Origin of the sequence: Micromonospora sp. LOL_015, assembly GCF_048060275.1 — a bacterium.
Classification (GTDB): Bacteria; Actinomycetota; Actinomycetes; order Mycobacteriales; family Micromonosporaceae; genus Micromonospora_E.
Genome location: NZ_JBHMIO010000013.1, coordinates 23,763 through 47,170 on the forward strand (window position 1 = coordinate 23,763; position 23,408 = coordinate 47,170).

General features: G+C 73.1%; 17 protein-coding genes. 7 read left to right on the forward strand and 10 right to left on the reverse strand.

Going from position 1 to position 23,408, the window contains the following annotated elements:
• Positions 1–28: 28 nt before the first annotated feature.
• Positions 29–1,813 carry a molecular chaperone DnaK gene (gene dnaK, locus ACFHWU_RS13410; RefSeq protein ID WP_416590682.1) on the reverse strand — a complete coding sequence of 595 codons (1,785 nt, stop codon included), beginning with the start codon at positions 1,811–1,813 and terminating at the stop codon, positions 29–31.
• Between the two features lie 196 nt (positions 1,814–2,009).
• On the opposite strand from dnaK, the gene ACFHWU_RS13415 reads away from it, so the two are divergent.
• Together ACFHWU_RS13415 and ACFHWU_RS13420 are read left to right on the forward strand one after the other, a co-directional pair.
• Complete coding sequence (locus ACFHWU_RS13415) at positions 2,010–2,198, forward strand: DUF2795 domain-containing protein (protein WP_416555185.1); 189 nt, start codon at positions 2,010–2,012, stop codon at positions 2,196–2,198.
• Between the two features lie 34 nt (positions 2,199–2,232).
• Entirely contained in the window at positions 2,233–2,982 is a 750-nt protein-coding gene (locus ACFHWU_RS13420; protein WP_416555183.1) for a methyltransferase domain-containing protein, read from the forward strand.
• Positions 2,983–3,393: 411 nt separating this feature from the next.
• Here ACFHWU_RS13420 and ACFHWU_RS13425 read toward each other — a convergent pair whose 3' ends face one another.
• Both ACFHWU_RS13425 and ACFHWU_RS13430 read right to left on the reverse strand, forming a co-directional pair.
• Entirely contained in the window at positions 3,394–4,878 is a 1,485-nt protein-coding gene (locus ACFHWU_RS13425; RefSeq protein WP_416590683.1) for a hypothetical protein, read from the reverse strand.
• Between the two features lie 27 nt (positions 4,879–4,905).
• Positions 4,906–6,765: a S8 family peptidase gene (locus ACFHWU_RS13430; protein WP_416555179.1), complete on the reverse strand. Its 1,860-nt coding sequence runs from the start codon at positions 6,763–6,765 to the stop codon at positions 4,906–4,908.
• Between the two features lie 239 nt (positions 6,766–7,004).
• Between ACFHWU_RS13430 and ACFHWU_RS13435 the strand changes: the two genes are divergently transcribed.
• Positions 7,005–11,591, forward strand: a complete 4,587-nt coding sequence (locus ACFHWU_RS13435; protein WP_416590684.1) for an HAD-IC family P-type ATPase — start codon at positions 7,005–7,007, stop codon at positions 11,589–11,591.
• Here ACFHWU_RS13435 and ACFHWU_RS13440 read toward each other — a convergent pair.
• The 4 genes from ACFHWU_RS13440 to ACFHWU_RS13455 form a co-directional block, all read right to left on the reverse strand.
• Entirely contained in the window at positions 11,575–12,147 is a 573-nt protein-coding gene (locus ACFHWU_RS13440; protein ID WP_416555175.1) for a hypothetical protein, read from the reverse strand. The two genes, ACFHWU_RS13435 and ACFHWU_RS13440, sit on opposite strands and share 17 nt — an antisense overlap.
• A gap of 81 nt (positions 12,148–12,228) precedes the next feature.
• Positions 12,229–13,707, reverse strand: a complete 1,479-nt coding sequence (locus ACFHWU_RS13445) for an NADH-ubiquinone oxidoreductase-F iron-sulfur binding region domain-containing protein (protein WP_416555173.1) — start codon at positions 13,705–13,707, stop codon at positions 12,229–12,231.
• Positions 13,704–15,290 (reverse strand): hypothetical protein, encoded by a 1,587-nt coding sequence (locus ACFHWU_RS13450; RefSeq protein WP_416568295.1) that lies wholly within the window; start codon positions 15,288–15,290, stop codon positions 13,704–13,706. The genes ACFHWU_RS13445 and ACFHWU_RS13450 overlap by 4 nt, the downstream gene beginning before the upstream one ends.
• A 390-nt stretch (positions 15,291–15,680) precedes the next feature.
• On the reverse strand, positions 15,681–15,971 hold the full coding sequence (locus tag ACFHWU_RS13455) for a hypothetical protein (RefSeq protein ID WP_416555169.1): 291 nt from the start codon (positions 15,969–15,971) through the stop codon (positions 15,681–15,683).
• A gap of 766 nt (positions 15,972–16,737) precedes the next feature.
• On the opposite strand from ACFHWU_RS13455, the gene ACFHWU_RS13460 reads away from it, so the two are divergent.
• The 4 genes from ACFHWU_RS13460 to ACFHWU_RS13475 all read left to right on the forward strand — a co-directional run bounded on the left by ACFHWU_RS13460 (position 16,738) and on the right by ACFHWU_RS13475 (position 19,985).
• Positions 16,738–17,145, forward strand: coding sequence for a pyridoxamine 5'-phosphate oxidase family protein (locus ACFHWU_RS13460; protein ID WP_282230618.1), 408 nt, complete (start codon positions 16,738–16,740; stop codon positions 17,143–17,145).
• A 76-nt stretch (positions 17,146–17,221) separates the two neighbouring features.
• Entirely contained in the window at positions 17,222–18,451 is a 1,230-nt protein-coding gene (gene cbiE, locus ACFHWU_RS13465) for a precorrin-6y C5,15-methyltransferase (decarboxylating) subunit CbiE (protein ID WP_416555167.1), read from the forward strand.
• Positions 18,448–19,191 carry a precorrin-4 C(11)-methyltransferase gene (cobM, locus tag ACFHWU_RS13470; protein WP_416555165.1) on the forward strand — a complete coding sequence of 248 codons (744 nt, stop codon included), beginning with the start codon at positions 18,448–18,450 and terminating at the stop codon, positions 19,189–19,191. The genes cbiE and cobM overlap by 4 nt, the downstream gene beginning before the upstream one ends.
• On the forward strand, positions 19,188–19,985 hold the full coding sequence (locus ACFHWU_RS13475; protein WP_416555163.1) for a cobalt-precorrin-6A reductase: 798 nt from the start codon (positions 19,188–19,190) through the stop codon (positions 19,983–19,985). Before cobM ends, ACFHWU_RS13475 begins: the two co-directional genes overlap by 4 nt.
• On the opposite strand, the gene ACFHWU_RS13480 is transcribed toward ACFHWU_RS13475, so the two are convergent.
• Genes ACFHWU_RS13480 through ACFHWU_RS13490 form a run of 3 tightly spaced genes read right to left on the reverse strand, consistent with a single transcriptional unit; the run spans position 19,973 to position 23,399 of the window.
• Entirely contained in the window at positions 19,973–21,496 is a 1,524-nt protein-coding gene (locus ACFHWU_RS13480; RefSeq protein WP_416590685.1) for a precorrin-2 C(20)-methyltransferase, read from the reverse strand. The two genes, ACFHWU_RS13475 and ACFHWU_RS13480, sit on opposite strands and share 13 nt — an antisense overlap.
• The gene (locus ACFHWU_RS13485) at positions 21,493–22,131 is read right to left on the reverse strand and encodes a precorrin-8X methylmutase (protein WP_278168935.1); all 639 of its coding nucleotides are present in this window, start codon (positions 22,129–22,131) and stop codon (positions 21,493–21,495) included. The genes ACFHWU_RS13480 and ACFHWU_RS13485 overlap by 4 nt, the downstream gene beginning before the upstream one ends.
• Positions 22,128–23,399: a precorrin-3B synthase gene (locus ACFHWU_RS13490; protein WP_416555157.1), complete on the reverse strand. Its 1,272-nt coding sequence runs from the start codon at positions 23,397–23,399 to the stop codon at positions 22,128–22,130. The genes ACFHWU_RS13485 and ACFHWU_RS13490 overlap by 4 nt, the downstream gene beginning before the upstream one ends.
• Positions 23,400–23,408 lie beyond the last annotated feature (9 nt).

Here is a 23,408-nt window from a genome sequence, read left to right on the forward strand (position 1 = left end):
CGGAACACGCGGCCGGCCGGTTGATCAGTTAGTCACGTTCGGTGCGACCAACGGAATCAGTAATCGCCGGAACGAGTACGACGGCGACCTGTCGCAGCTCCGCCGCGAGCGTCCGCAGCCGCTCCACCGGGGCGTGCTCACGCAACGCGCCCCCGGCGTCGTCGAGAAGCATCCGGGCCCGGGTGCGCTCGTGGGCGGGCACTCCGGTGGCCGGTCCGGTCAGTTCCTGCTCGACCAACTCGATCAGTGACTCCAGATCCCCGGCGGGGTCGGTGGCGGCGGCCACCGGCCCGGCGTCGCCCGCCGGCGACCGTGGCTCGACGATCTCGGTCACCACGATCGATTGACGGCTACCGCCGTCGGCGTCGCGCGCTGAGATCGTCACCAGTCCGTCGGCGTCCGTGTCGATGGTGACCTCGATCCGGGGAACCCCACGCGGCGCCGGCCGGATTCCGGACAACCGGAACCGCCCGAGAATCCGGTTGTCCGCCGCCCGTCGGCGCTGGCCCTGCCGGACGACGACGTCGACACTGGTCTGGCCGTCCTCCGCGGTGGAGAAGACCTGGGTCCGGCGGACCGGGATGGCGGTGTTGCGCTCGATGATCGTCGCCATCGTCCCGTCATGTGCCTGCAGTCCGAGGGCGAGCGGCGTGACGTCACGCAACCGGGCAGGTCCGCCCGTGCCGATGAGCAGCCCGGCCTGCACTGCGGCGCCGAGTGCCACCACCTCGTCGGCGTTGATCAGCAGCTGCGGCTCCTGACCGGCGGTCAGCCGACGCAGCAGGTCGCGCACTGCGGGGATCCGGGTCGCGCCACCGACCATCAGCACCTGATCAAGGTCCGCCGGGGCGACCCGCGCGTCCCGCATCGCCTGCTCCACCGGATTGCGGCAGCGTTCCACCAGGTCACCGGTAAGTTCGTCGAACGACGGCCGGTCAATCAGGGTCCGCAGGTGTTTGGGACCCGCGGCATCGGACGCGACGAACGGCAGGTTGACCTCCGCCTCGGTGACCGCTGACAGTTCCTCCTTGGCCCGCCGAGCCGCTTCGACCACCCGCCGCCGGGTCTGTGGATCCGCTGCCAGGTCGATGCCGTGGTCCCGGTGGAACTCGGCGATCAGGTGCTCCACCAGACGGTGATCGAAGTCGTCACCGCCCAGGTGGGTGTCGCCGGCTGCGGCGCGGACCTCGACCGTGCCGTCACCGGCGGTCAGCACGCTGACATCGAAGGTCCCGCCACCGAGATCGACCACCAGGATCGTCTGCCGCTGGCGCAGGTGCTGCCCGTAGGCCAGCGCGGCAGCTGTCGGTTCGTTGAGCAGCCGCAGGATCTCCAGGCCGGCGAGTCGGCCTGCCTCGCGGGTCGCGGTGCGCTGGGCGTCGTCGAAATGCGCTGGTACGGTGACCACCGCCCGGTCGATCCGTTCACCGAGCGTTCTGGCAGCCTCGTCGGCAAGGGTGCGCAGCACCAGCGCGCTGATCTCTTCCGGAGCGTACCGGCGGCCCTTGACGTCGAACCGGGCCAGGCCGCCGTCACCGACCACGTCGAAGACCACCTCGGCGGCCTCTCGGCCGACCTCGTCGTAGCGCCGCCCGGCGAAACGTTTGGCGGAGTGGACGGTACCGTACGGGTTGAGCACCGCCTGCCGGCAGGCGGCGTCACCGACCAGCAGGGCTCCGGCCTCGGTGAACGCCACCACCGACGGCGTGGTCCGCGACCCGGTCGCGTTCGGTACGACCGTGGGCCGGCCCCCCGAGACCGCAGCGATGACCGAGTTGGTGGTGCCCAGGTCGATTCCCACTGCGCGCGGCATGACCGTCCCCCCTCGTACCGGCGTCCGGCGCGGGCCGGTTGAGCTGTTGGTGATCGTGGCAGCCACCCGGATGACGCCGCGTCACCCGGGTGGAGTGAGCTCGGACCGGTGACAGCCGGTCGCGCGACCGGGCTCCGGTCACCTGATGTCCGGCGGGCAGGCGTGGACCGGCCCGGGGCCGGGTACCGCTGCCACCATGACCGACGCACCGCGGCTCCCCGACTACGTCGACGGCCTGGACTTCCCGCTCTCCCGCGAGGACCTGCTCCGGCGGGCCCAGGAACTCGGCGCGGACACCGCGTTGCTGCAGGCGCTACGGGCGCTGCCCGCCGAGCGGTTCGTCAACGCCGAGCAGTTGCTGGCCGAGCTCGGCCGACCTGGTTGAACCTCCGACGCACGACGGGCGGTGCGGACGTAGCGTGTTTCGTCCGGTCGACGCCGGGTACCGGCGTCGGGTGTTCTACGCGGAGTTCTCCAGCGCCCGGCACCGGTTGCACGACGGCTACCTGACCGCCACCGCCCTCGATCTGCTGGCCGCCGATCCCCGGCTGCGTGACCTCGACGTCGAGGTCCGGTTCGACGGTGGCGTCGCGCATCTGACCGGCGACGTCGCCGACGAGGCGGCGCTGCGTCGGGTCCGCGAGGCGATCGGACGGTTGGCGGGGGTACACGGGGTCTGGGACCGCGTCCGGGTCGCCGGCACCGAGCCGGTGATCCTGGACATTGGCTGCGGCGACGGCCCGCAGTACCCCGGCAACATCGGCCTGGACCAGCGACCGGGCAAGGCGGTGGCGATCGTCGCCGATCTACGTGACGGCCTGCCGGTGCGCGACAACGCGGCGGATCAGATCTTCGCGGTGCACGTGCTGGAGCACCTGACCGACTACCTGCGCCTGATCGACGAGTGCCACCGGGTACTGCGTCCCGGCGGTGTGCTACATGTGCTCTCGCCGTGGTGGCGACACGTCAACGCGGTCGCGGATCCGACCCACCTGCGGTTCTTCGACCTGCAGACGATCAAGGGCATCTGCCAGCAGCCGGGGACTGCTGGACGCTGGTATCCCCAGCACGCCTCCTGCGACGGGGCCACGGTATTCGCCGATCTGGTCGCCACCCGCGCGGATGAACCCGACCCGGCACCCGGTCATCTCGCCCGGTTCTTCGACTAGGCGCCGACGGGGCACGGTCGACCCCGGCTGGAACAGGCTGTGCCCGCTCCAGCCGGGAAGGTCGACGCGTCGAAATGGAAGGGCCGCCGCGTCGGACGGACCGGTGGGAGACGCCGTCGGCGGCCGGGTCGGACCGTGGCGAGCAGCGTTGCGAGCGCGACGACCCCGGACCGGCGCAGGTGTGGTGCGGACATGCGGTGGGCCTTTCGTCGGTGGGTGCGTCTGAATCGATGCGATACCCACCCAGCATGTAACACATACGAGACAAAATCAGCACCGGAAAGCGTCCATCGACTACCCGGAGTCAGTCCTGCAGCTGATGAACACCCGGCTGGATAGCTATGCAGAGGCAGAATCACAACTGACACTGGACGTGGTTGCCGATGACCCGCGTACGTGACGCTCATTCACTCAGCCCGGTGGCGGCACCAGCCCGCCGGCCGCCAGGACCAGCCAGGTGAGTTCGGGATGGACGATGTCACTGTGCGCGCCGGACGGTGGCCCACCGCGACGCACGACGGCGGTGGCGTCCACGTTGTGGACCCGCCGGTGCTCAAGTCGGTTGCCCCCGTGGCCTGCCGCCGCCAGCGGCAACGACCGGGCACCGACACCGGTGGCGCCGTGGAAGCCGAGTGCCCCCCACCGCTCGGTGAGCGCCGGGGCCGCGGCGGCGTCATCCCCGGCGGCCAGCGAGGCAAGCGGATAGAACACGCCCAGGGCCAAGTCGTTGGTCGAGAAGCAGACCGAAACCGGCCCGTCGATCCGGGCCGGCAGGCCGGCCAGGGCACCGGACCGGACCGGGTCGAACGGCAGCGCTGGGGCGAAGGCGAACCGGGAGAACGCCCCTTGCAGCAGGGTCAACGACCGCACCGGGCGAACCGCGCCGCCGACCGCCGGCTGTGCCGCGTCGGCGGCGAAGCTGACCAGCCGGGCCCCGAAGCTGTGCCCGACCAGGTGGATCCGCACGGACGGTGCCACCGTGGCGAGCCGGGTCAGCAGCGGCCCCAGGCCGACCCGCCCGACCCGACCGGCCCGGCCCTTCATCTGCCAGTAGGTCAGTTGCCGCAACGCCTCCTTGGCCCCGTACCAGATTCCGCGCAGCGGGTCCGCCAGCCCGGCCGCGCCGCCGACCGCCGCCGCGTCCAGCGGGGTGTGGCAGCGCCGCAACTCGTCGAGGAAGCGGGCATACAACATGACCGGGTCAACGTCGAGCATCGCGGGCAGCGCCGGTGCGGGCCCGGCCGGAGTCGGATCGTCCACAGGTCCCTCGGCCTCCGTCAGCTCCGGGCGGGTCGGTGCTGAGTCGCCCTCGTCGCCGCAACCGTCGGCGGTCATCATCGCGAACTGGCGGAGCTCGTTGGCGAAGGCCCACACCCGGGGCCGGGTGGGCGAGGTGCGGAGCAGGTGCGCCATCCGGTCCAGGGCCGGAGCGCCAGCGGGGAAGGTGGCCCGCAGCACGTTCAGCGTCTCGTCGTCCAGACCCGCCAATCGGGGACGGCCCGTGCCGCGACGCCGGCCGACCGGACCTGCCCCGGCAGCTGCGCCGCCGAGCCCGGCCGGACCGGGACCGGGCGATGCCGCGCCGGCCGGCTCGAAGTCCGGTGCCGGCTCGTCGGGCCACCGGCGTGCCGGCCAGTGCACGCCGACCAGCCCGAGACTCTCCGCCCATGGTCCCGCCCGCCGCACCTGGCCGGCGAGCACATTGAAGAAGGCGGCGTAAAGCGCGTCAGCGACATCCCGATCGTTGTTCCAGCCGTGCGCGAACACCACCAGATCGGTGACGCCACGGGCACGGGCACCGGACAGCAGCCCGGTCACCGACACCGGGTCCGGATCCCCTGCGGCGTCGAAGCGCAGCTCCCACCACGGGAGACCGCCGATCCGTCGGTCCGTCATCGGGCCCCTTTCCGCCGCCACCGGTGGTCACACCGACTGCAGTGCCCGCATCAGGTCCACCAGCCCGTGGCCCTGGAAGTGCCGGTCGCGGCCGAGCGGCACGGCAGTGTCGAGCAGGATCTGCTTGACCCGCTCCGGCTGGCCGATGAACTCCCGACGCACCGACAGGAACGCAGCGACCGCACCGGAGACATGTGGCGCCGCCACGCTCGTACCGGACTCCTCCAGGTAGACCGCCGTGTGCGGGTCCGGGCCGCCGTCCTCGGTCGTGGTCAGCCGGGCGCCCGCCGCGCAGGAGACGATCCGTTCGCCGGGAGCGACCAGGTCCGGCTTACGGCGGCCGTCGCCGGTCGGCCCCTTCGAGGAGAAGTAGGACACCCCGTAGGTGTGCGGCATGTCGCGGTGTGTCGACCCGACCGTGATCGCGCGTTCGGCGTTGCCCGGATCGTTGATCGTCGCACCCAGCGCGAACCGCGACGGTACGCCGAACGGCGCGCCCACCGCGCCGTACCCCGAGTTCCCTGCGGCGGTCACCACGACCACCCCGGACCGAACCAGTTTGTCCACCTCCCGGCAGAGCGGGGACTGGCCGCATGCGAACCACTCCGGATCGAACTCGTACCCGACGCTGAGGTTGACCCCGTGGATGCGCATCACCCGGTCGCTGCGCGCGTTGACCTCGCGTACGTAGGCCAGCGCGGCGATCACCCGGGACACCCGTTCGGTGAGATCACCCCCACCGTGCAGCACCTTCAGGCTGACCAACCTGGTCAGCGGCGCGACACCGACCATCGAGGCCGGGTCGACCACCGGACGGGACACCGGGACCGGAACGGCCGGATCGTCGATGTCGTAGCGGTGCTCGATCACTCGTACCGTGCGCTGCGGATGCCGGCGCACCCAGTCGTCCACGCCGCCGGCGATGATCCCCGCGACGTGGGTACCGTGGCCGCTGTCGTCGGTCAGCGCGTCGCCCACCCGGGGTCGCGCCCCGGGCGGGAAGTTGCGGTGCAGGTCGCGGACCTCGGGTGCGCTGAGCGTCGCGTAGCTGGCAAAGTGCGGGTGCCGGGCGTCGATGCCCGAGTCAACGACCGCCCAGACGATCCGTTCGCCGGTGGCGTTGAAGGTCCGCCGGGCCGCGTCCGCCTTGATGGTGGCCGCCGAGACGTCGATTTGCGGTCGGACGGGAAAGTCCGGCCAGATTCTGTGCACGCTGCGCTGATGCGGATCGCCGACCACGGTGTCCGCCGCTACCAGCCGCTTCATCTGGTTGACGCTGAGTTCCCCGACGACGTACTCGCCGGCCAGTGGCCGGGGGTGCCGACCCGCGGTGACCCGGAACCAGAGTCCGGCCAACTGCTCGGTGGCGCGCTGCGGCCCACCGGCGAAGTGCAGGTTGACCGCGACCAGCACCGGCACCGGCTCGTCCGGACCGAGTGGGAAGCCGAGGCGCTGCCGCCCGGTGACCGCCCGCAACGGATCGGTGATCACCCCGGGCGCGGCGAGCGGCGCTGGACGGTCCGGACCGGGCGCACCGTTGGTGTCGTTGCCGCCGGTGGCGGCCGACCCGTCGGAGGCCGGCACGGACGACGGCCCGGACGACGGCCCGTGGCCGGCCAGCAGCGTAGCCCGCGCCCGACCGGCGTCGGTCAACGACCAGGTCCGGCCACCGGTGACCAGATTGGCGACGCGCAGCCGGTCCAACGCCTGCCGGACCCGGCGGTGCCACTGCGGTTCGCCGTCGTGGTCGGCACGCTCGGCGTCGCCGAGCCGGTCACCGTACCGGAAGGCCACCTCGCGCAGCACCGTGACGAGACCGGGGGCGGCCCGGGGGCGGCCGGCGAGCGCGATCAGCGTACGGCTGTCCCAGTCATCCGGCTGCGTCACGGCGGTCCCCTCCCACCAGCACCGCTGACGGCCGATCGACGACCACAGCAGCACCTCAAGCATAGAGCGACGGCATAGCTACTCAAAGTGACAGATCGGCCCCCTTCCGGACCGGCCACCAGCCCCGAAAACAGGAAACCCACTCAGCTACGCATCGCCCGGCCCTACGGTGAGAAGACGAGAGCCAGCGCTGACCGTCATCCCCCCCGGGGCGGACCGACGCCAGGGAGGTGACGCCCGTGCTGGAGCGTCCGGCAGCCACCATCAGCTCGGTACGGCACCGCCGGATGGCCCACGCCCGGCATGCCTGGGCCTACGACGGCCACGCCCATCTCGAGGTCAGCACGGACGACCATGGTCGGGTGATCGCCGACGTGCAGCGGCTGGAACAGGCCCTGCACGAGGTCGACGGAGTGCACTGGGCGGCCTGGAACGGCGCGCTGGGCCGGATGGTGGTCCGGTTCGACCCCGAGGTGATCGGCAACTCCCGGCTCGTCGCCGCGCTGGCCGACGCGGAGCGGTGCGTCGCCCCGCAAGTGACCGGCACCACGCATGTTGATGCCGGCCTCGGCAACGCCGTGTCACTGGCCGGTGATCTGATCGGCGCCGGCGTCGGAACCGTCGGCAAGGTACTCCGGCTGCCCGCACTACCCAACGAACTCGCCGCGCTGCCCGCCGCCTTCGAGCACGTGCCGCAGCTGCGTGCCTGGTTGCGCCGTACCCTCGGCCCGGTCGGCGCCGACCTGGGCCAGGCGCTGTTCAGCACCGCCGTGGCAGCGGCCTCGCAACGCCCGCTGACCAGCCTCACCGATGCCGTACTGCGGGTCGCGCTGATCGCCGAGGATTCCGCCTACCACAAGGTCTGGGCCGCCCGGGCCCACGAACTGCATCCCGACCCGGACAGCAGTCGCGCACCGGCGCTGCCGGCGCCGGCCCGCCCTCGACCGCTGCCGGACGGCCCGATCGAGCGGTACGCCCAACGGATGAGCACGCTGACCCTGGTCACCGCCGGAATGCTCACCATGCTGCCGGGCGGCCGGCAGCGGGCCGCCCGGGTCACCGCCGTCGCGTCCCCGCGCAGCGCCCGGACCGGCCGCGACGCCTACTGCGGTGAGCTCGGCCGGATCCTCGCCCGGCGGGGTGTGGTGGTGCGGGAAGCCGCCGCGCTGCGCCGGCTGGACCGGGTCGACACCGTGATCGTCGATGCCTCGATGCTGCTCACCGGCCGCACCCTGGTCACCGCGGTGGTTCCGATCAGGGGTAACGAGGAGCAGGCCCGCCGGATCGCTGCCCGGCTGCTCGATCCCGTCACCGACCCGGGGGACGGCTGTGACCAGCCCCGACCGACCACCGGCGGAGCGGGCGGCGGCGAGGCCACCGACGGCTGGGCGTTGACCGCCGCGCACCGGCTCACCCATGTGTTGCCAGCCGACCTGCTGGACCGGCTCGGCAGCAGCGACCCGCCGGACGGCGACCGGGCCGGGACTCCCGGCGGCAACCTGCTGGTGCTGACGCGGCACGGGGAGCCGAGGGCCCTGGTACGCGCCGAGGCCGAGCTGGATCCGCTGGCGGAGACGCTCACCACGGCAGCCCGCCAGGTCGGCCAGTTGCTCATCGCGGGCCGCAGCCGGGCCGGCCGCAGTCCGGCGACCGGCCCGACCGGCAGCCTGCTCGCCAGCCGCTGCCAGGCGGCGGGGACGGTGGCCGGGGGATCGAAACTGGCCGCCTCGGTAAGGACGTTGCAGCAGGCCGGCCACGGCGTCGCCCTGATCGCCGCCCGCAACGACGTCGCCCTGGCCGCCGCAGACTGCGGAATCGGGGTGGTCCAGGCCGCCGCCCGCCGACCGCCGTGGGGCGCCCACCTGATCTGCGCGCCCGGGTTGGAGACCGCCTGGCTGGTGCTGGAGGCGACGGCGCTGGCCCGTTCAGTGAGCACCGACAGCGCCCGGCGGGCCATGCTCGGCTCCGTCGCCGCCGCCGCGCTCGGCGTGCTCGACGGTAGCCCCCGTGGCGGCTCGCGGTCGCTACTGATCGACAACGTGGCTGGGCTGGTCAACCTGGCGATCGGGCACCGGGCGGCCCGCGGGCTGCGCGGGCGGGCGGCACCCGCGCCGCGCAGCCGGGCACCCTGGCACGCCATGCCGGTCGATGAGGTGCTCACCCGGCTCGGCTCCTCGACCGAAGGTCTCAGCGGCGTGCAGGCCCGGCAGCGGCAGGCCGAACAGTCAGGTGGCCAACCCGACGACGGGCCAGGACGAGGCCTGTGGCGGGCCACCGCAGCCGAGCTGGACACGCCACTGACCGGTCCGTTGGCCGCCGGCGCCGGGGTGTCGGCGATGACCGGATCGACCGTGGACGCCGTCATGGTCCTCTCGGTGATCATGGCCAACGCGCTGCTCGCCGGGGCCCAGGAGATGGCGGCCGGGCGGGCGCTGCGCCGGCTGCTCAGCGCCGGGGCCCTGCGGGTGCGGTTGCAGCGCGACGGCGAACAGCATGTCCGCCCGGCGGAGGACCTGGTAGCCGGTGACCTCATCTGTCTGGAAGCGGGCGACTCGGTGCCCGCCGACTGCCGACTGGTCACCGCCAACGGTCTGGAGATGGACGAGTCGAGCCTCACCGGTGAATCGGTCCCCGTGGCGAAGACCGTCGACGGCACCGGAGCCGACGTGGTCGCCGACCGGACCAGCATGGTATACGCGGGCAGCACCGTGGCCGCCGGCACGGCAACCGCCGTCGTGGTGGCGACCGGCCGGTCGACCGAGGCGGGCAGCTCCATCGACCAGGTGCAGGGCGAGTCTCCACGCGGCGGGGTGCAGGCCCGGCTGCGGCAGATCACCTCGGCGTCGGTACCGACCGCGCTCGCCGCCGCTGCGGCGACCCTCGGCAGCGGGCTGCTGCGGGGCCGGCTGGCCGAATCGGTCGGGTCCTCGGTGGCCCTCGCCGTCGCCGCCATCCCCGAAGGACTGCCGTTCGTCGCCACCGCCGCCCAGCTCAGTGCGAGCCGGCGGTTGTCCCGGCACAACGTGCTGATCCGGGATCCCCGGGCGATGGAGGCGCTCGGCCGGGTCGACGTGATCTGCTTCGACAAGACCGGCACCCTCACTCAGGGATCGATCCGGCTGCAGAGTGTCTGCGACGGCCGCCGGACCGAGCCGGGCGACGCGCTGGGCTCCGACCTGCGCCGGATTCTGGCCGCGGCGCTGCGGGCCACCCCGGTCCCGGACGGCGGTCAGAAACTGCCCCACCCGACCGACCAGGCGGTGGTCGACGGTGCCCACTCGGCCGGGGTGGGCATCCGGGAAGGCGCCGAAGGCTGGGAACCCCTCGCAGAGCTGCCGTTCGAGCCGGGCCGGGGCTTCCACGCGGTGCTCGGCACCTGCCCGGGTGGTGCCGTCATCAGCGTCAAGGGCGCCCCGGAGACGGTGCTGCCGCGGTGCGCGACCTGGCGCCGCGCCGACGGAGTGGTGCCGCTGGACGACGCCGGCCGCCGCGAGATCGACCTGGCCATTGACGGGCTGGCCCGCGGCGGTTTGCGGGTACTCGCCGTCGCCGGTCGGGTCGCGTCCGGTCGCCGGGACCTCGACGACGACCGGATCGACCGGTTGGAGCTGCACGGGTTGCTCGGCCTGGCCGACCCGCCACGCGACACCGCCGCCGACGCCATCCGGCGGTTGCACCGTGCCGGGATCACCGTGGTGATGCTGACCGGTGACCACCCGAGCACCGCCGAGTCGATCGGCTCGCAACTCGGCCTGCTCGACGGCAGCGCGGTGGTCACCGGGGCGGACCTCGACGCCGCCGGACTGGACCAGTTGCCCGGGCTGGTGTCCCGGACAGCGGTCTTCGCCCGGGTCAGTCCGGCCCACAAGGTCGCCGTGGTCCGGGCGCTGCGCCAGGCCGGCCGGGTCGTCGCGGTGACCGGCGACGGTGCCAACGACGCACCGGCGATCCAACTCGCCGACGTCGGAATCGCCCTCGGCGATCACGGCACCAGCGCCGCCCGCCAGGCGGCGGACATGATCGTGGTCGACGGCCGGATCGAGAGCATCGCCGAGGGCGTGGCCGAGGGGCGGGCGATGTGGGTGTCGGTGCGCGAGGCCCTCGCCCTGCTGCTCGGCGGCAACCTCGGGGAGATCCTTTTCTCGGTCGGCAGCTCGCTCATCTCCGGCCGGCAGGCACTCAACCCCCGGCAGATCCTGTTCGTCAATCTGATGACCGACCTGCTGCCGGCGATCGCCGTGGCGTCGCGCCCACCACGGAGGATCAGCGCCGACGAACTCGCCCGCGAGGGACCGGAATCGTCGCTCGGCGCCAGCCTCAACCGACAGGTCGCCCGGCGAGCGGCGGCGACCGCGCTGGCCACCACCGGAGGTTGGCTGACCGCCCGGTACACCGGCACCCCCGCCCGCGCCGGCAGCGTGGCGCTCGCCGCGTTGGTGGCCGCCCAGTTGGCGCAGACCGCGGTGGCCGCGAAGGGTGATCCGACCGTGCTGGCGGCGGCCGGGGTGTCGCTCGGGGCACTGTTCGGGGTGGTGCAGACGCCGGTGGTCAGTCAGTTCTTCGGCTGCCGTCCGCTGGGACCGGTCGGCTGGTCGATCGTCGGCGGTTCGGCGGTCGCCGCAGCCGGGCTCGGGCTGCTGCCGCTGGAACGGATCGAACGGCTCCGCCGGACCCGAATGGGCCGGTTGACAACGGATGTCGCCCACCGGGGGGCCGGCCACCGGGTACGCCGGGCCGTCCGCCCGGTGCGCCGGTTGCGGCCGACCGGAACCGACGCACCGGCCCGGTCTGACACCCGGATTCGTCGACCTACGCCGCCGCGCTGATCTGGCGTTCGAAGCGCTGCCGCAGCCCGTCCGCCCGTTGCGGGTCGGCGAAACCCTTGAACGCCTGGTCGACGAACTCCGCCGGGATCATCGCCTCGACCTGGGTCCGAAAGTCCTGGTCGAGCTGGGTGACGGTCAGCTCAGGCGGATCGGTGAGCCGGGCCACGATCGGCCCGGCGTTCATCCGGGACAGCAGATACGGCGTGCCCGGCGTACCTGTCGCGCACAGGTAGTAGCCGTAGGCCGTGCCCACCTCGTCGGATCGGGCGGTAGCCGGGTCCAGCCGCCAGACCTCGGCGGTGCACAGCATCCGTTCGTCCGGGTTGACCTCGTGACCGTGCGCGGCATGTTCGTCCGCAGTGGACTGCTCGATGGTGGTCGCGATCCGTAGCGCGGCGTCGTCGCGCAGTTGTGCCTCGGTCAACACCGGCGCCGCCGCCGCGGTCGAGTAGTGGAAGCCTCCCGCGAGCAGCATCAGCACCAGCAGTTCCGGCACCAGCGACCACGCCGCGACGCGTCGCCGCGACACCCGAGGCGAATCGACATCTTTCAACACCACAGCAGTGTCTCAGCAGCCGGCCGGGAAGGGAAGCCACCGGCTGCGCCGGTGGCGGCGCGGCGCTGCCGGTGGCTGCGGTCAGTGGCCGCCCTTGCCCTCGCCGAGCCGCAACGCCAGCGCCGGACACATGTTGACCGCCTTGCGGGCACCCGGTTCCAACCACACCGGCACCGGGGACGGTGGGAAGGCCGGATAGCCGTTCGCGTCGAGCCGGATGAACTCCGGAACCACGTGTGCGCACAGGCCGTGCCCGTCGCACCGGGTCCAGTCCACACTCAGCCGCTTGGTGCCGCCGGACGGCGCGTCAGCCGGCAGCGGGAGTACACCCTTGACCGGCTTGCCGCAGCCGTCGCCCTGGGCATGCGCGGCCAGATCCTCGGTGAACACCTCCAGGGCCGAGATGGCGAACCGGGACGTGCCGTCCGGATGGCTGCAGGCGCCTCGGCCCTTCACCACACTCGCCGCCGCCCGGACCATGTCGACCGCCGCGCTGCCGATGACCAGGGAATCGACGGTGCGGGCCAGGTCCGGCAGGCCGAGCCGGCAGGGCCCGCACTGCCCGGCCGACTCACCGGCGAGATAGTGCACCACCCGGGCGACCTCGCCCATCGGACAGGTGCTGTCGCCGAGCGGGATGGTGATGCCGGCGCCGATCGTGCCACCGACCTTGGTGAAACCTTGCCGGGACACGTCGACCACGGACACCGCCTCGGGGGTGATCCACTTGCCGTGGAACCCACCGATCAGCAGCCCCGGGCCGACCGGTGCCTCGCACAGTTCCAGGATGTCCCGCAGCGGGGTCCCGGTGGGGCACTCCACCACGGCCGGACGGGCGGCGGACCCCCCGATGGTCAGCAGCACCGTCCCCGGTTCGTCGGCCAGACCGACCGCGCCGTACTCGTAGGGGCCGAGCCGGGCGGCGATGGCGATCTGGGAGTACGTCTCCGCGTTGGACAGCAGCGTCGGCAGACCGGACACCCCGGAGTCGCTGGCCCGGACCTTGACGCCGGGCGGGATGTGCGGCAAACCGTTGATGCCCCGGACCAGCGCCCCGCCCTCGCCGGAAATGAATCGGTGCGGGACGGTGACGATGCTGGCCGGCGCCGGCATTCGGCGTTCGGCCAGCGCCGCCGACAGCGACGCGCCGCCGACGCCGTCGTCCGCGACACCGATGACGATCTCGTCGGCCTCCAGCGCGTACGCGGCCAGCGCAGCGCCGTCCAGGATCAGATGCGGGGCCCGGGTGAGCAGCACCTTGTCCTTCCAGCTCGCCGGCTCCCCCTCGGTGGCGTTGACCACGACGACAACCGGCTTGTCCTGCTTGTCGGCTGACTCGAGCACCGCCTTGACCTTGCGGTGGAACGGGAAACCGGCACCGCCCCGTCCCCGCAGGTCGATCGCTTCGGCCAGCCGCATCAGGTCGTCGACCGACAGTGGTCCGACCCCGCCGTGCACCTGTTCGTGCGCCCGCAGATCGAGCCGACCGAACTCCTCGAACCCGGCGGTCAACCGGGGCGGGCCGACGGTGGCGACCGGCGGGACCGATGCCGTGCTCAATTCGCCTCTCCTCGAAGCTGCGTCCAGTACTCGTCGTCGGAGTCCTCCGCGTCCCGACGTCGCCGGGACCGCCGGCTGCCCGCGGACTCTGCCGCAGCCGCCCGTTGGGCCCGCCGGGAGGCCAGATCGACCAGCGTCGGGGTGTCGTCGGCCGGCAGGTAGTCATCCATTTCCCGGTCCACCGGAGCCGGATCGGGCTCGGCCCGGTAGCGCGCCGCCCGACCGCGGGTCGGCTCGGCGGAGACTGGGCGGTCGTCGAACCGGCCACGTGGACCGGCTCCGGAAACCGGCCGGTCGTCGGCGAACCGGCTGCGGGCACCGGCTCCGGAAACCGGCCGGTCGTCGGCGTAGCGGCCCCGGGAGCCAATGGTCTCCGCCACCGAACGCCGGGGCTCGTAGCCACCGTCGTCGGCGGCCTGGCGCCGCCGACCGCCGTCCGGCTCGGCGTAGCGCCGCTGGTCCGGCTCCTCCGCGTAGCGCCGGCGGGTGCCGGCGTTGTCCTCAGCGTAGCGGCCCCGGCCGGTCTCCTCCTCGGCGTAGCGGCCCCGGCCGGGGTCGGGGTCGGACCGGCGGTACTCCCGGGAGTCCTCGGCCGCGGCCGGACGCGACCGCGGTGCGGGTCGTCCCACCTCGGGTACCCGGTACCGGTCGGCGGACCGGGGGGAGGCGCCGCGCCCGGCACCGGCCGGCGCCCACGAATCGATCATGTCCGCGCCACGGTCACCGAACGACGCGAAGCGGGCGGTCGCCGGTTCCGAGCTGATTCCGTCGTCCCGGCCGCCCCGACGGCGTGACGATCCGGACCCGGAGCGAGAATCGTCGGCCATCTTGCCGACCGGCTTCATCGAGGTGCCGGTGGCCTGCGACACGAACGGCTTCTTCTTGCCCACGCCGGTGGCGAACCGGACCAGCAGGGCGATGACCACCAGCACCAGGCAGATCACGTAGCTGAGCGTCACCCAGGTCGCCGGGGGTCGGCCGGTGCCGAGTCCGTGCGTGATCCCGATCGGCCAGGCGACATAGGCGCCGCTGTGCAGCGCCCGCCACAGCCACGGCGGGCCCACACCGACCCACCGGGCCCGCGCCAGGCCGGTCCACATGATGGCGAACATGAGGTACGCCGCGAGGGTGCCCATGCCCACATAGATCGCCTGACCGCCGCCCAGGAACGGGATGAACGCCCCGACGGCAGAGACCGCACCCGTGGTGATCTGCGTGATGACGTGCAGCACCAGGAAGGTGATCGCCATGATCCCGGTGGTGCGGTGCGCCGACTGCAGAAGCACCCGGTGCCGGGGCAACAGCACGATCCGGTCGGTCGCCAGCAGCCCGACCATCACCGTGATGCTGAGCGCCACCAGGGCGAAGACGCCACCGAAGAAATCCAGAAAGAAGAACGCGTAGACGTACGCGACCCGGCCTGGCGACGTGAGCATCGCCAGTGCCCAGAAGGCCGCCAGCACCGACGCCGAGAGAATCAGGACCGAAAGTCGGGACGGCTGTCGGCCGCCAGAGAGTTCGGTCCTGGGCCCGGCGGGTCGCTGGTTCTGGTTCGTCCGCGCCATCTGCTCCTCGATCTCCACTCGGTGCCATCCGCACACCCGCACCGGCCGGACTCATCCGCCCGGTCCACCCGCGAGTGCCCTGCCCTTGGCTTGGCGCCGGAGAAACCGTACCGCTTCCCGGTCGTTTCGCCCGCTCCGGTGCCGTCCCTCTGCATCTACGTAGTTGGGGCGTCGACGGATGAACGGCGCCGGGATTTGATTGTCAGGTCACTGGTCTGCCGGAATCATCCCACTACCTACCACTCAATCCACGTGCAAGAACGCACCCGAAGCCACACAAAGTCATCGCGCGGTCACAGCAGATTCTAAGCCGAAATTAAGATGCCCCTCCGGCAACCGCGAGGAGGGCGGCGCCGGAGGGGCTGGTTCCCGGGTGAGCGGCGGGAACCTGTCTTGTGTCGGCCGGGGTCAGTCCTCCCGCAGTTCGCAGGTGGCGAGCTGCTCGAGGCCAGCCGGACGATCCCCCTGCCGACCGATCGAGATCGCGATCCGCTCGATCGCCGCCGTCCGTTTGCTCGCCAACGGACCAAGAATCGCGTTGTCCACGAAGTTCCGACCACCCTGACCCTGGCTGCTCACCAACCGCGCGTTGGCCTGCGCAAGCTGCGTCTCCAACGCCCGCAGATCCCGGTCCACCTCGGCCCGCGCCGCCGCCGGCACCGCCGGCAACCGGTCCACCACGCTGGGACAGACGATCACTCCCACATCGTCTGCGACAGAGGTGTCGGCCGCCGCGAGACCGATGCCGGCCCCCATGATCACAGCCGCCAGGCCGACCGTGCCGGCCACCTTCCACCGCCGGGAGTTTAACGGCGAGGGACCGACCGGGTGGTCGACCCTCCGCCGGGGAGAACGCGAGTACATGGGACTGACAACCCAACCCTTCTGGGGACAGTTGCCGGTAGCCGCGCCGCTCGATCGACGGCGTCCCGGTGGGCCGTGCGGCCCGTGTCCGGCGGCGCCCCGAGCGCGAGGCCGCCAGACACTGTCGGAGGATGTTCGGTGAGGCGTCGACGGTTTCCGCCGCTGTCTCGACCATGCATACGGCGGTCCGACGGGGACGGTTCAACCCCGGTCGACAGAGCATCCGATCGACGGGCGCCGGGGCAACGGACCGGGTCAATGGACCCCGAGGCGACCGGACCGCGACCGGGGCGGACCACCGGGTCCGTCACCGACGGCCGGTTTCGAAGGTGGGGCGACGCAGCCGACTCTTGCGGGAGACCGACGTTAAGGCGCGCCGCCCCGCCCACACACACTACTCGCGCACCCTGCGAAAAGGATTACTGGACGCGCTGTAGCGGACTAGCAATTGCTTGGCTCGTCGGTCGGTACGGCACCCCGTTGCTGAGTCGCGACTCAGTGCAGCCGATCCGGCACCGACCGCACCGACACCGGACCTGCCAGCACCGGCGCGGGCGCGTCGGGACCGCCGCCAGGCGTCCACGGTGCCAGAATACGACGGGTGACGACATCTGCTGCCGGGCCGGAGATCAGCGACGCGCTGCGCGACTTCTGGCGCGAACGGCACCTGTGCACGCTGACCACGCTGCGCCCGGACGCAAGCCCGCATGTGGTTCCGGTCGGAGTGACCTTCGACCCGGACAGCGGCGTCGCCCGGGTGATCACCTCCGCCCGGTCCCGCAAGGCCGCACACGTGCGGGCCGCCGGCGTGACCGGGGCTCGGGTGGCCGTCTGCCAGGTCGACGGCAAGCGATGGTCGACGCTGGAAGGCCTGGCCCGGCTCCACGACGATCCGCCGACGGTCCGTGACGCGGAACAGCGCTACGCCCTGCGGTACCGGGTACCACGCCCCAACCCGGACCGGGTGGTGCTGGTCATCACGGTCACCCGCCGGCTCGGCAACGTCTGATCCGGGCGACGTCACACGGATCACCACCGACGGGGTGGCCATGTCGAGCAACGCGGCGAACCGATACCGTCGGACGATGCCCCCCAGATCCGGACCGGCTGTGGTCACCGTCGTCGGTATCGGCGCCGACGGATGGGACGGGTTGTCCGGCGCCGCCCGGTCCGCGCTGCGCGCGGCGACCGCGCTGCTGGGCAGCCGCCGGCAGATCGAGCTGATCCCACCGCCCGAACGGCCGGCGGCCACCGGCACCTGGCCCACCCCGTTGCTCGCCCACCTGCCCCGGCTGCTCGACGAGCACCGCGGGCAGCACCTCGCGGTGCTGGCCAGTGGCGACCCGATGCACTACGGCATCGGCGGCACCCTGGTCCGGCTACTCGGCCCCGACCGGGTACGGGCGGTGCCCCACCCGTCGGTGGTCTCGTTGGCCTGCGCCCGGCTCGGCTGGCCGGTCGAGGAGGTCGACGTGGTCAGCGCCGTCGGCCGCCCGGTACAGCTGCTGCACCCCCTGATCCGCCCCGGGAGTCGGCTGCTGGTACTCAGCGCCGGCACGGCCACCCCGGGTGAGGTGGCCGGCCTGCTCAGTGCCCGGGGCTACGGACCCAGCCCGCTGACCGTACTGGAACAACTCGGCGGCGCCCGGGAACAGCTGCGGACGGCCACCGCCCAGGACTGGGGCGGCTTCGATGTCGACCCGCTCAACGTCGTCGCGGTGGACTGCCGGGCCGAGCCGGGCACCCCGCCGCTGCCCCGGGTGCCAGGGCTGCCCGACGACGTCTACCAGCACGACGGCCAGCTGACCAAACGGGAAATTCGGGCGGTCACGCTGGCCCGGCTGGGTCCTCTGCCCGGGCAGCTGCTCTGGGACATCGGGGCCGGATCGGGCAGCATCGCCATCGAGTGGTCCCGTGTCCATCCGCAGTGCCGGGCCGTCGCCGTGGAGCACGACCCACGGCGGGCTGAGCGGATCGCGGCGAACGCGGCGACACTCGGCGTACCGGGTATCACGGTGGTCGCCGCGGCCGCCCCGCAGGCACTGGTCGGTCTCGACCCTCCGGACGCGGTCTTCGTCGGCGGCGGGGTCACCACCACCGGGCTGCTGGACGCCGCCTGGTCGGCACTGCGGCCCGGCGGCCGCCTGGTGGTCAACGCGGTGACCGTCGAATCCGAGGCGCTGCTCGCCGGTTGGCACTCCCGCATCGGCGGCGACCTGACCCGGATCGCCGTCAACCGGGCCGCCCCGGTCGGTGGGTTCACCGGGTGGCGACCGATGATGCCGGTGACCCAGTGGGCGGTGGAACGCCAGTGACCGTACGATTCGTCGGCGCCGGCCCCGGTGCCGCCGACCTGATCACCGTCCGGGGCCGCGAGGTCGTCGCGACCAGCCCGGTCTGCCTGTACGCCGGCAGTCTGGTCCCGACCGAGCTGCTCGCCCACTGCCCACCCGGGGCCCGGCTGGTCGACACCGCCCGGCTGACCCTGGACGAGATCGTCGCCGAGATGCTGGCCGCGCACGCCGCCGGGCTCGACGTCGCCCGGCTGCACTCCGGCGACCCCTCGCTGTTCAGCGCCGTCGCCGAACAGATCCGTCGGTTGGACGCCGCCGGGGTGCCGTACCAGATCGTGCCCGGCGTGCCCGCCTTCGCCGCGGCCGCCGCCGCGCTCGGCCGGGAACTGACCGTACCGGAGGTCGGCCAGACGGTGATCCTGACCCGGGTGTCCGCCAGCTCCACCGCCATGCCGCCCGGCGAGGACCTGGCCACCCTCGGCGCCAGCCGGGCCACCCTGGTGCTGCACCTGGCCGTGCAGCGCATCGACGAGGTGGTGGCCGACCTGCTGCCGCACTACGGCGCGGACTGTCCGGTGGCGGTGGTGGCGCGGGCCAGCCGGCCCGACGAGGTGGCGCTGCGGGGCACGCTGGCTGACATCGCCGGCCAGGTGCACACCGCCGGCGTACGGCGTACCGCAGTGATCGTCGTCGGCGCGGTGCTCGGCGCGGCGGGTTTCCCCGACAGCCATCTGTACAGCGCCGACCGGTGCCGGCGATGACCGGTGACCGCACCGGCTCCAGCCCGGACGGCGGACCCCGGGTGCTCATTCTCGGCGGCACCGCCCAGGCCCGTCAGCTCGCCGCCGCGCTGTCGACCGATCCGCCGGCGCGGGTGGTGACCTCGCTGGCCGGCCGGGTGGCCCGGCCTCGGCTGCCGCACGGCGAGACCCGTATCGGTGGCTTCGGTGGACCGGATGGGCTGGCCCGCTGGCTACGGGACGAACGCATCGGCGCGGTGGTGGACGCTACCCACCCGTTCGCGAACCGGATCTCCACCTCGGCGGTCACCGCTTGTGCCCGGACCGGCACACCGCTGCTGGTGCTGCGCCGGCCGGGCTGGACGGCCGGGCCGGGCGACGTCTGGCACCGGGTGCCGGACCTGACCGCTGCCGCCGCCACGCTGCCCGCACTGGGTAGCCGGGCGATGCTGACCACCGGCCGGCAGAGCCTGGCCGCGTTCGCGCCGCTGAGCGGCGTCTTCTTCCTGATCCGGACGGTGGACCCGCCGCAGCCGCCGCTGCCCGCCGACCGGGTACTGCTGCTCGATCGTGGGCCGTACACCGTGGACGGCGAACGAACGCTGATGCGCACGCACGCCATCGACGTGCTGGTCACCAAGGACAGCGGCGGCGACGAGACGTACGCCAAGCTCGTCGCCGCCCGCGAGCTCGGGCTGCCGGTGCTGATGGTCGACCGGGCCGCCGCGCCACCCGCACCGACGGTCAGCGACGTCAACGCCGCCGTGACCTGGCTGGCCAGGCTCAGCACGGCGGCAGGTGCTCAGCCCGGGTAGTGCCGTGGGGTGAAGACCACCGGCGCCGCGTCCCGGTTGTGGTTGACCTGAGTCGCTGACGAACCGATGATCAGCAGGGTCCGCATGTCCACCGTGGCCGGGTCCAGATCGGCCAGCGCCACCACGTCGACGCGTTCGCCGGGGCCACCGATGTCGCGACCCACCACCACCGGGGTCTGCGCCGACCGGTGCTCCAGCAGCAGATCCCGGGCCCGGGCCAGCTGCCAGGTTCGGCTGCGCGACGCGGGGTTGTAGATCGCGATCACCAGGTCGGCGCGGGCGGCGGCGAGCAGCCTCCGCTCGATCACCGGCCAGGGTTTGAGCCGGTCCGACAACGACAGCACGCAGTAGTCGTGCCCGAGCGGTGCCCCCACCCGGCTGGCCACCGCCTGGGCGGCGGTCACGCCGGGCAGCACCCGGACCGCCACGTCCTTCCAGCGGGGCTCGGCGGCGACCTCCAGCACCGCGGCGGCCATCGCGAACACCCCGGGGTCGCCGGAGGAGACCACCGCGACCCGGGCTCCGTCGGCCGCCAGCCGAAGCGCGTGCGCGGCCCGCTGCGCCTCGACCTGGTTGTCCGACGGGTGCCGGCGTTGCCGGGGGTTGGCCGGCACCCGGTCCAGGTACGGTCCGTACCCGACCAGGTCGTCGGCGGCCGCGAGAGCGGTCTGGGCCTGTGGGGTGATCCAGTCCCGACCGGCCGGTCCGAGGCCGACCACCACCACCTCTCCCCGGCCGGACCGGGCGGTGTCGGCGGCGCTCGCCGCGACGGTGCCACCGCGACGGCTGGCCAGCAACGCCAGAGAGAAGTACGGCACCGTCGCCGGGTCGACGTCGGCCAGCGGCTCGACGCGTTCCCCCCCGGTGCTGGCCCGTTCGACGTACCACGCGTCGTCGAGCCGGCCGGCGGCGGTCAGCGCGTCGCGTACCGCCGGGAAGGTCCGGCCCAGCTTGAGCACAGCGGCGGCGTCGGTCTCGGCCAGCCGTCTAGTCAGTTCCGCCCCGGACAGGGTGCCGGGCAGGACGGTGAGCACCTCGTCGGCCTCGACCAACGGCCGGCCGAGTGCGGCGGCGGCACCGCTCATCGAGGTGACGCCGGGCACCACCTCGGTCGGGTACCGGTCGGCCAGCCGCTTGTGCAGGTGCATGTAGGAGCCGTAGAACAGCGGGTCGCCCTCGGCGAGCACGACCACGGTCCGACCGGCGTCGAGATGGGCGGCGAGCCGCCGCGCGCAGTCGGCGTAGAACTCGTCCATCGCCGCCCGGTAGCCGCCGGGGTGGGTGCTGCGCTCGGTGGTCACCGGGTAGACCAACGCCTCCTCGATCTGTCCCGCGCGCAGGTACGGCTCGGCGATGGACCGGGCGACGCTGCGACCGTGCCGGGCACTATGGTGCACGACCACGTCGGCCGCAGCAATCAGCCGGGCAGCCTTCACGGTAACCAGTTCCGGGTCACCCGGGCCGAGCCCGACGCCGTAGAGCTGACCCGGTCCGCCGCGACGCGCGTTCAACGCCCCACCTGTCCCTCGTCGTCGTTGGCGATCGCGTTGAGTGCGGCGGCGGCCATCGCGCTGCCACCGCGTCGTCCCCGGACCACCAGGTGTTCCAGTCCACCATGGTCGATCAAGGCCTGCTTGGACTCGGCGGCGCCGATGAATCCGACCGGTACGCCGAGCACCGCCGACGGCCGGCCGGCACCGGCGTCGACCAGCTCCAACAGCCGGAACAGCGCGGTCGGTGCGTTGCCGACGGCGACCACCGCGCCGTCAAGGCGGTCGACCCACAGCTCGACGGCCGCTGCGCTGCGAGTGGTGCCCAGCCGGTCGGCCAGCTCGGGCACCCGGGGGTCGGACAGGGCGCACAGCACCGGGTTGTCGGCCGGCAGCCGGCGCCGGGTGATGCCGGCGGCGACCATGGTGGCGTCGCAGAGGATCGGCGCGCCGGCCCGCAACGCGCCCTGGGCGGCAGCCACTACCTGCGGCGAGAAGACCAGGTCGTCAACCAGGTCGACCATCCCGCAGGAGTGGATCATCCGCACCGCGACCCGGGCCTGCTCGGCGGTGAGTCGGCTCAGGTCGGCCTCGGCGCGGATGGTGGCGAACGACTGCCGGTAGATCTCTGCCGCGTCGCGGACATGGTCCATCATGGCTCCTCACGTGCGATCTGGACGGCTGCGCCAAGGGCAGCCCCGGGCGGGAGGCGGATGCTGGTCCGGTCGGGGGCGTCGATCCGGTACCCGTCACCGGTGGCGGTCACCCGGACCATCGGCCCGGTCGGACTGCCGCAGCCACGCTCACAGCCGATCCAGTGCACCGGCAGGCGGTGACGGCGCCCCGGTGCTGGCAGCCGCCCGGTGTGCGTCGCTGTCGCGTCGGCGCGCACGTCGGCCCGGGACCGGGCACAGCCCGGCAGCCCGGCGCAGGCGGTCACTCCGAGCCACGGCGAGTCGGGGTCGGTGACCAGCCCGGCGCGGGCGAGCCGGTCCGCCCAACCGGCGGGGTCAGTGACCCGGGGCAGTACCACCCCCCGCCACGGCGTGATCCTCAACTGCGGCGAGGCGGCCGTGAGCAGGTCGACCTGGTCGACTGTCAAGCGTCCCAACGGGACCGCCACGACGAGAGCGAAGTCGCCGTCGGGACGGTGTCGCACCCCGACCGGCGCAACGGGACCGCCGGCCGGCGTCAGTGGTTGCCACCGCCGCGCGGTACGCCGTACCCCGGGTGCGGTGCCGGCCCGGATCACGACTCGGTCCAGCGCTGCCGGAGTCAGGTCATCGAGGCGCCACGCGCTGCCCGCCGCTGCGTCCGGATCGTCGAGGAAAGCACGGGCGGCGGCGACCGCGACCCGTACCGCGTCGGCGGGCCGGGCCCGCAGCCCGTGGTCGCCACCGGCGAGCAGCACGGTCACCTCGTCGTCCGGGCCGGGCAGCAGACCGACGTCGGCTCGGGCCGCTACGGTGTCGCCTCGGCCGTCGTCGATAGCGAAGAGGAACCGCCCGGAGAGCCGGGCCAGGTCCGGCTCCGCGCAGATCGCCGTATCGAGGGCGCGGACCTGCGCCCCGACGTCCCAGGCCGCCGGGGTGTCGATGTCGGCGAGGGCGGAGCCGAGGATATTGCGGACCCGTTCGTGCGCGGTCGACGGCAGCAGCCCGGCCGCACGCAGCCGGGCGGCGAGCGGTCCGGTGGCGGCGGCCGCGACCGCGCGCACCTGGACGTTCGCCCGGCTGGTCAGTTCGAGATGTCCATCACCGTGGTCACGGGCGACGGCGGCCAGCAGCCGCAACTGGACGGCGGTGAGCAGCCCTCCGGGGCAGCGGATCCGGGCCAGCAGGCCGTCGGCTGCCGGGTGCAGTTGCAGGGCGCCGGGGCAGGCATCGGGTGCGCCCCGGGCGGGCGGCGATGGCAAGGCGGGCACCCGGCGGAT

Bases quoted from the DNA above. Each gene is read 5' to 3' on its own strand.
- dnaK (WP_416590682.1), bottom strand. From the start codon at position 1,813: ATGCCGCGCGCAGTGGGAATCGACCTGGGCACCACCAACTCGGTCATC.
- ACFHWU_RS13485 (WP_278168935.1), bottom strand. From the start codon at position 22,131: ATGATGGACCATGTCCGCGACGCGGCAGAGATCTACCGGCAGTCGTTC.
- ACFHWU_RS13475 (WP_416555163.1), top strand. From the start codon at position 19,188: ATGACCGGTGACCGCACCGGCTCCAGCCCGGACGGCGGACCCCGGGTG.
- ACFHWU_RS13415 (WP_416555185.1), top strand. From the start codon at position 2,010: ATGACCGACGCACCGCGGCTCCCCGACTACGTCGACGGCCTGGACTTC.
- ACFHWU_RS13425 (WP_416590683.1), bottom strand. From the start codon at position 4,878: ATGACGGACCGACGGATCGGCGGTCTCCCGTGGTGGGAGCTGCGCTTC.
- cbiE (WP_416555167.1), top strand. From the start codon at position 17,222: ATGCCCCCCAGATCCGGACCGGCTGTGGTCACCGTCGTCGGTATCGGC.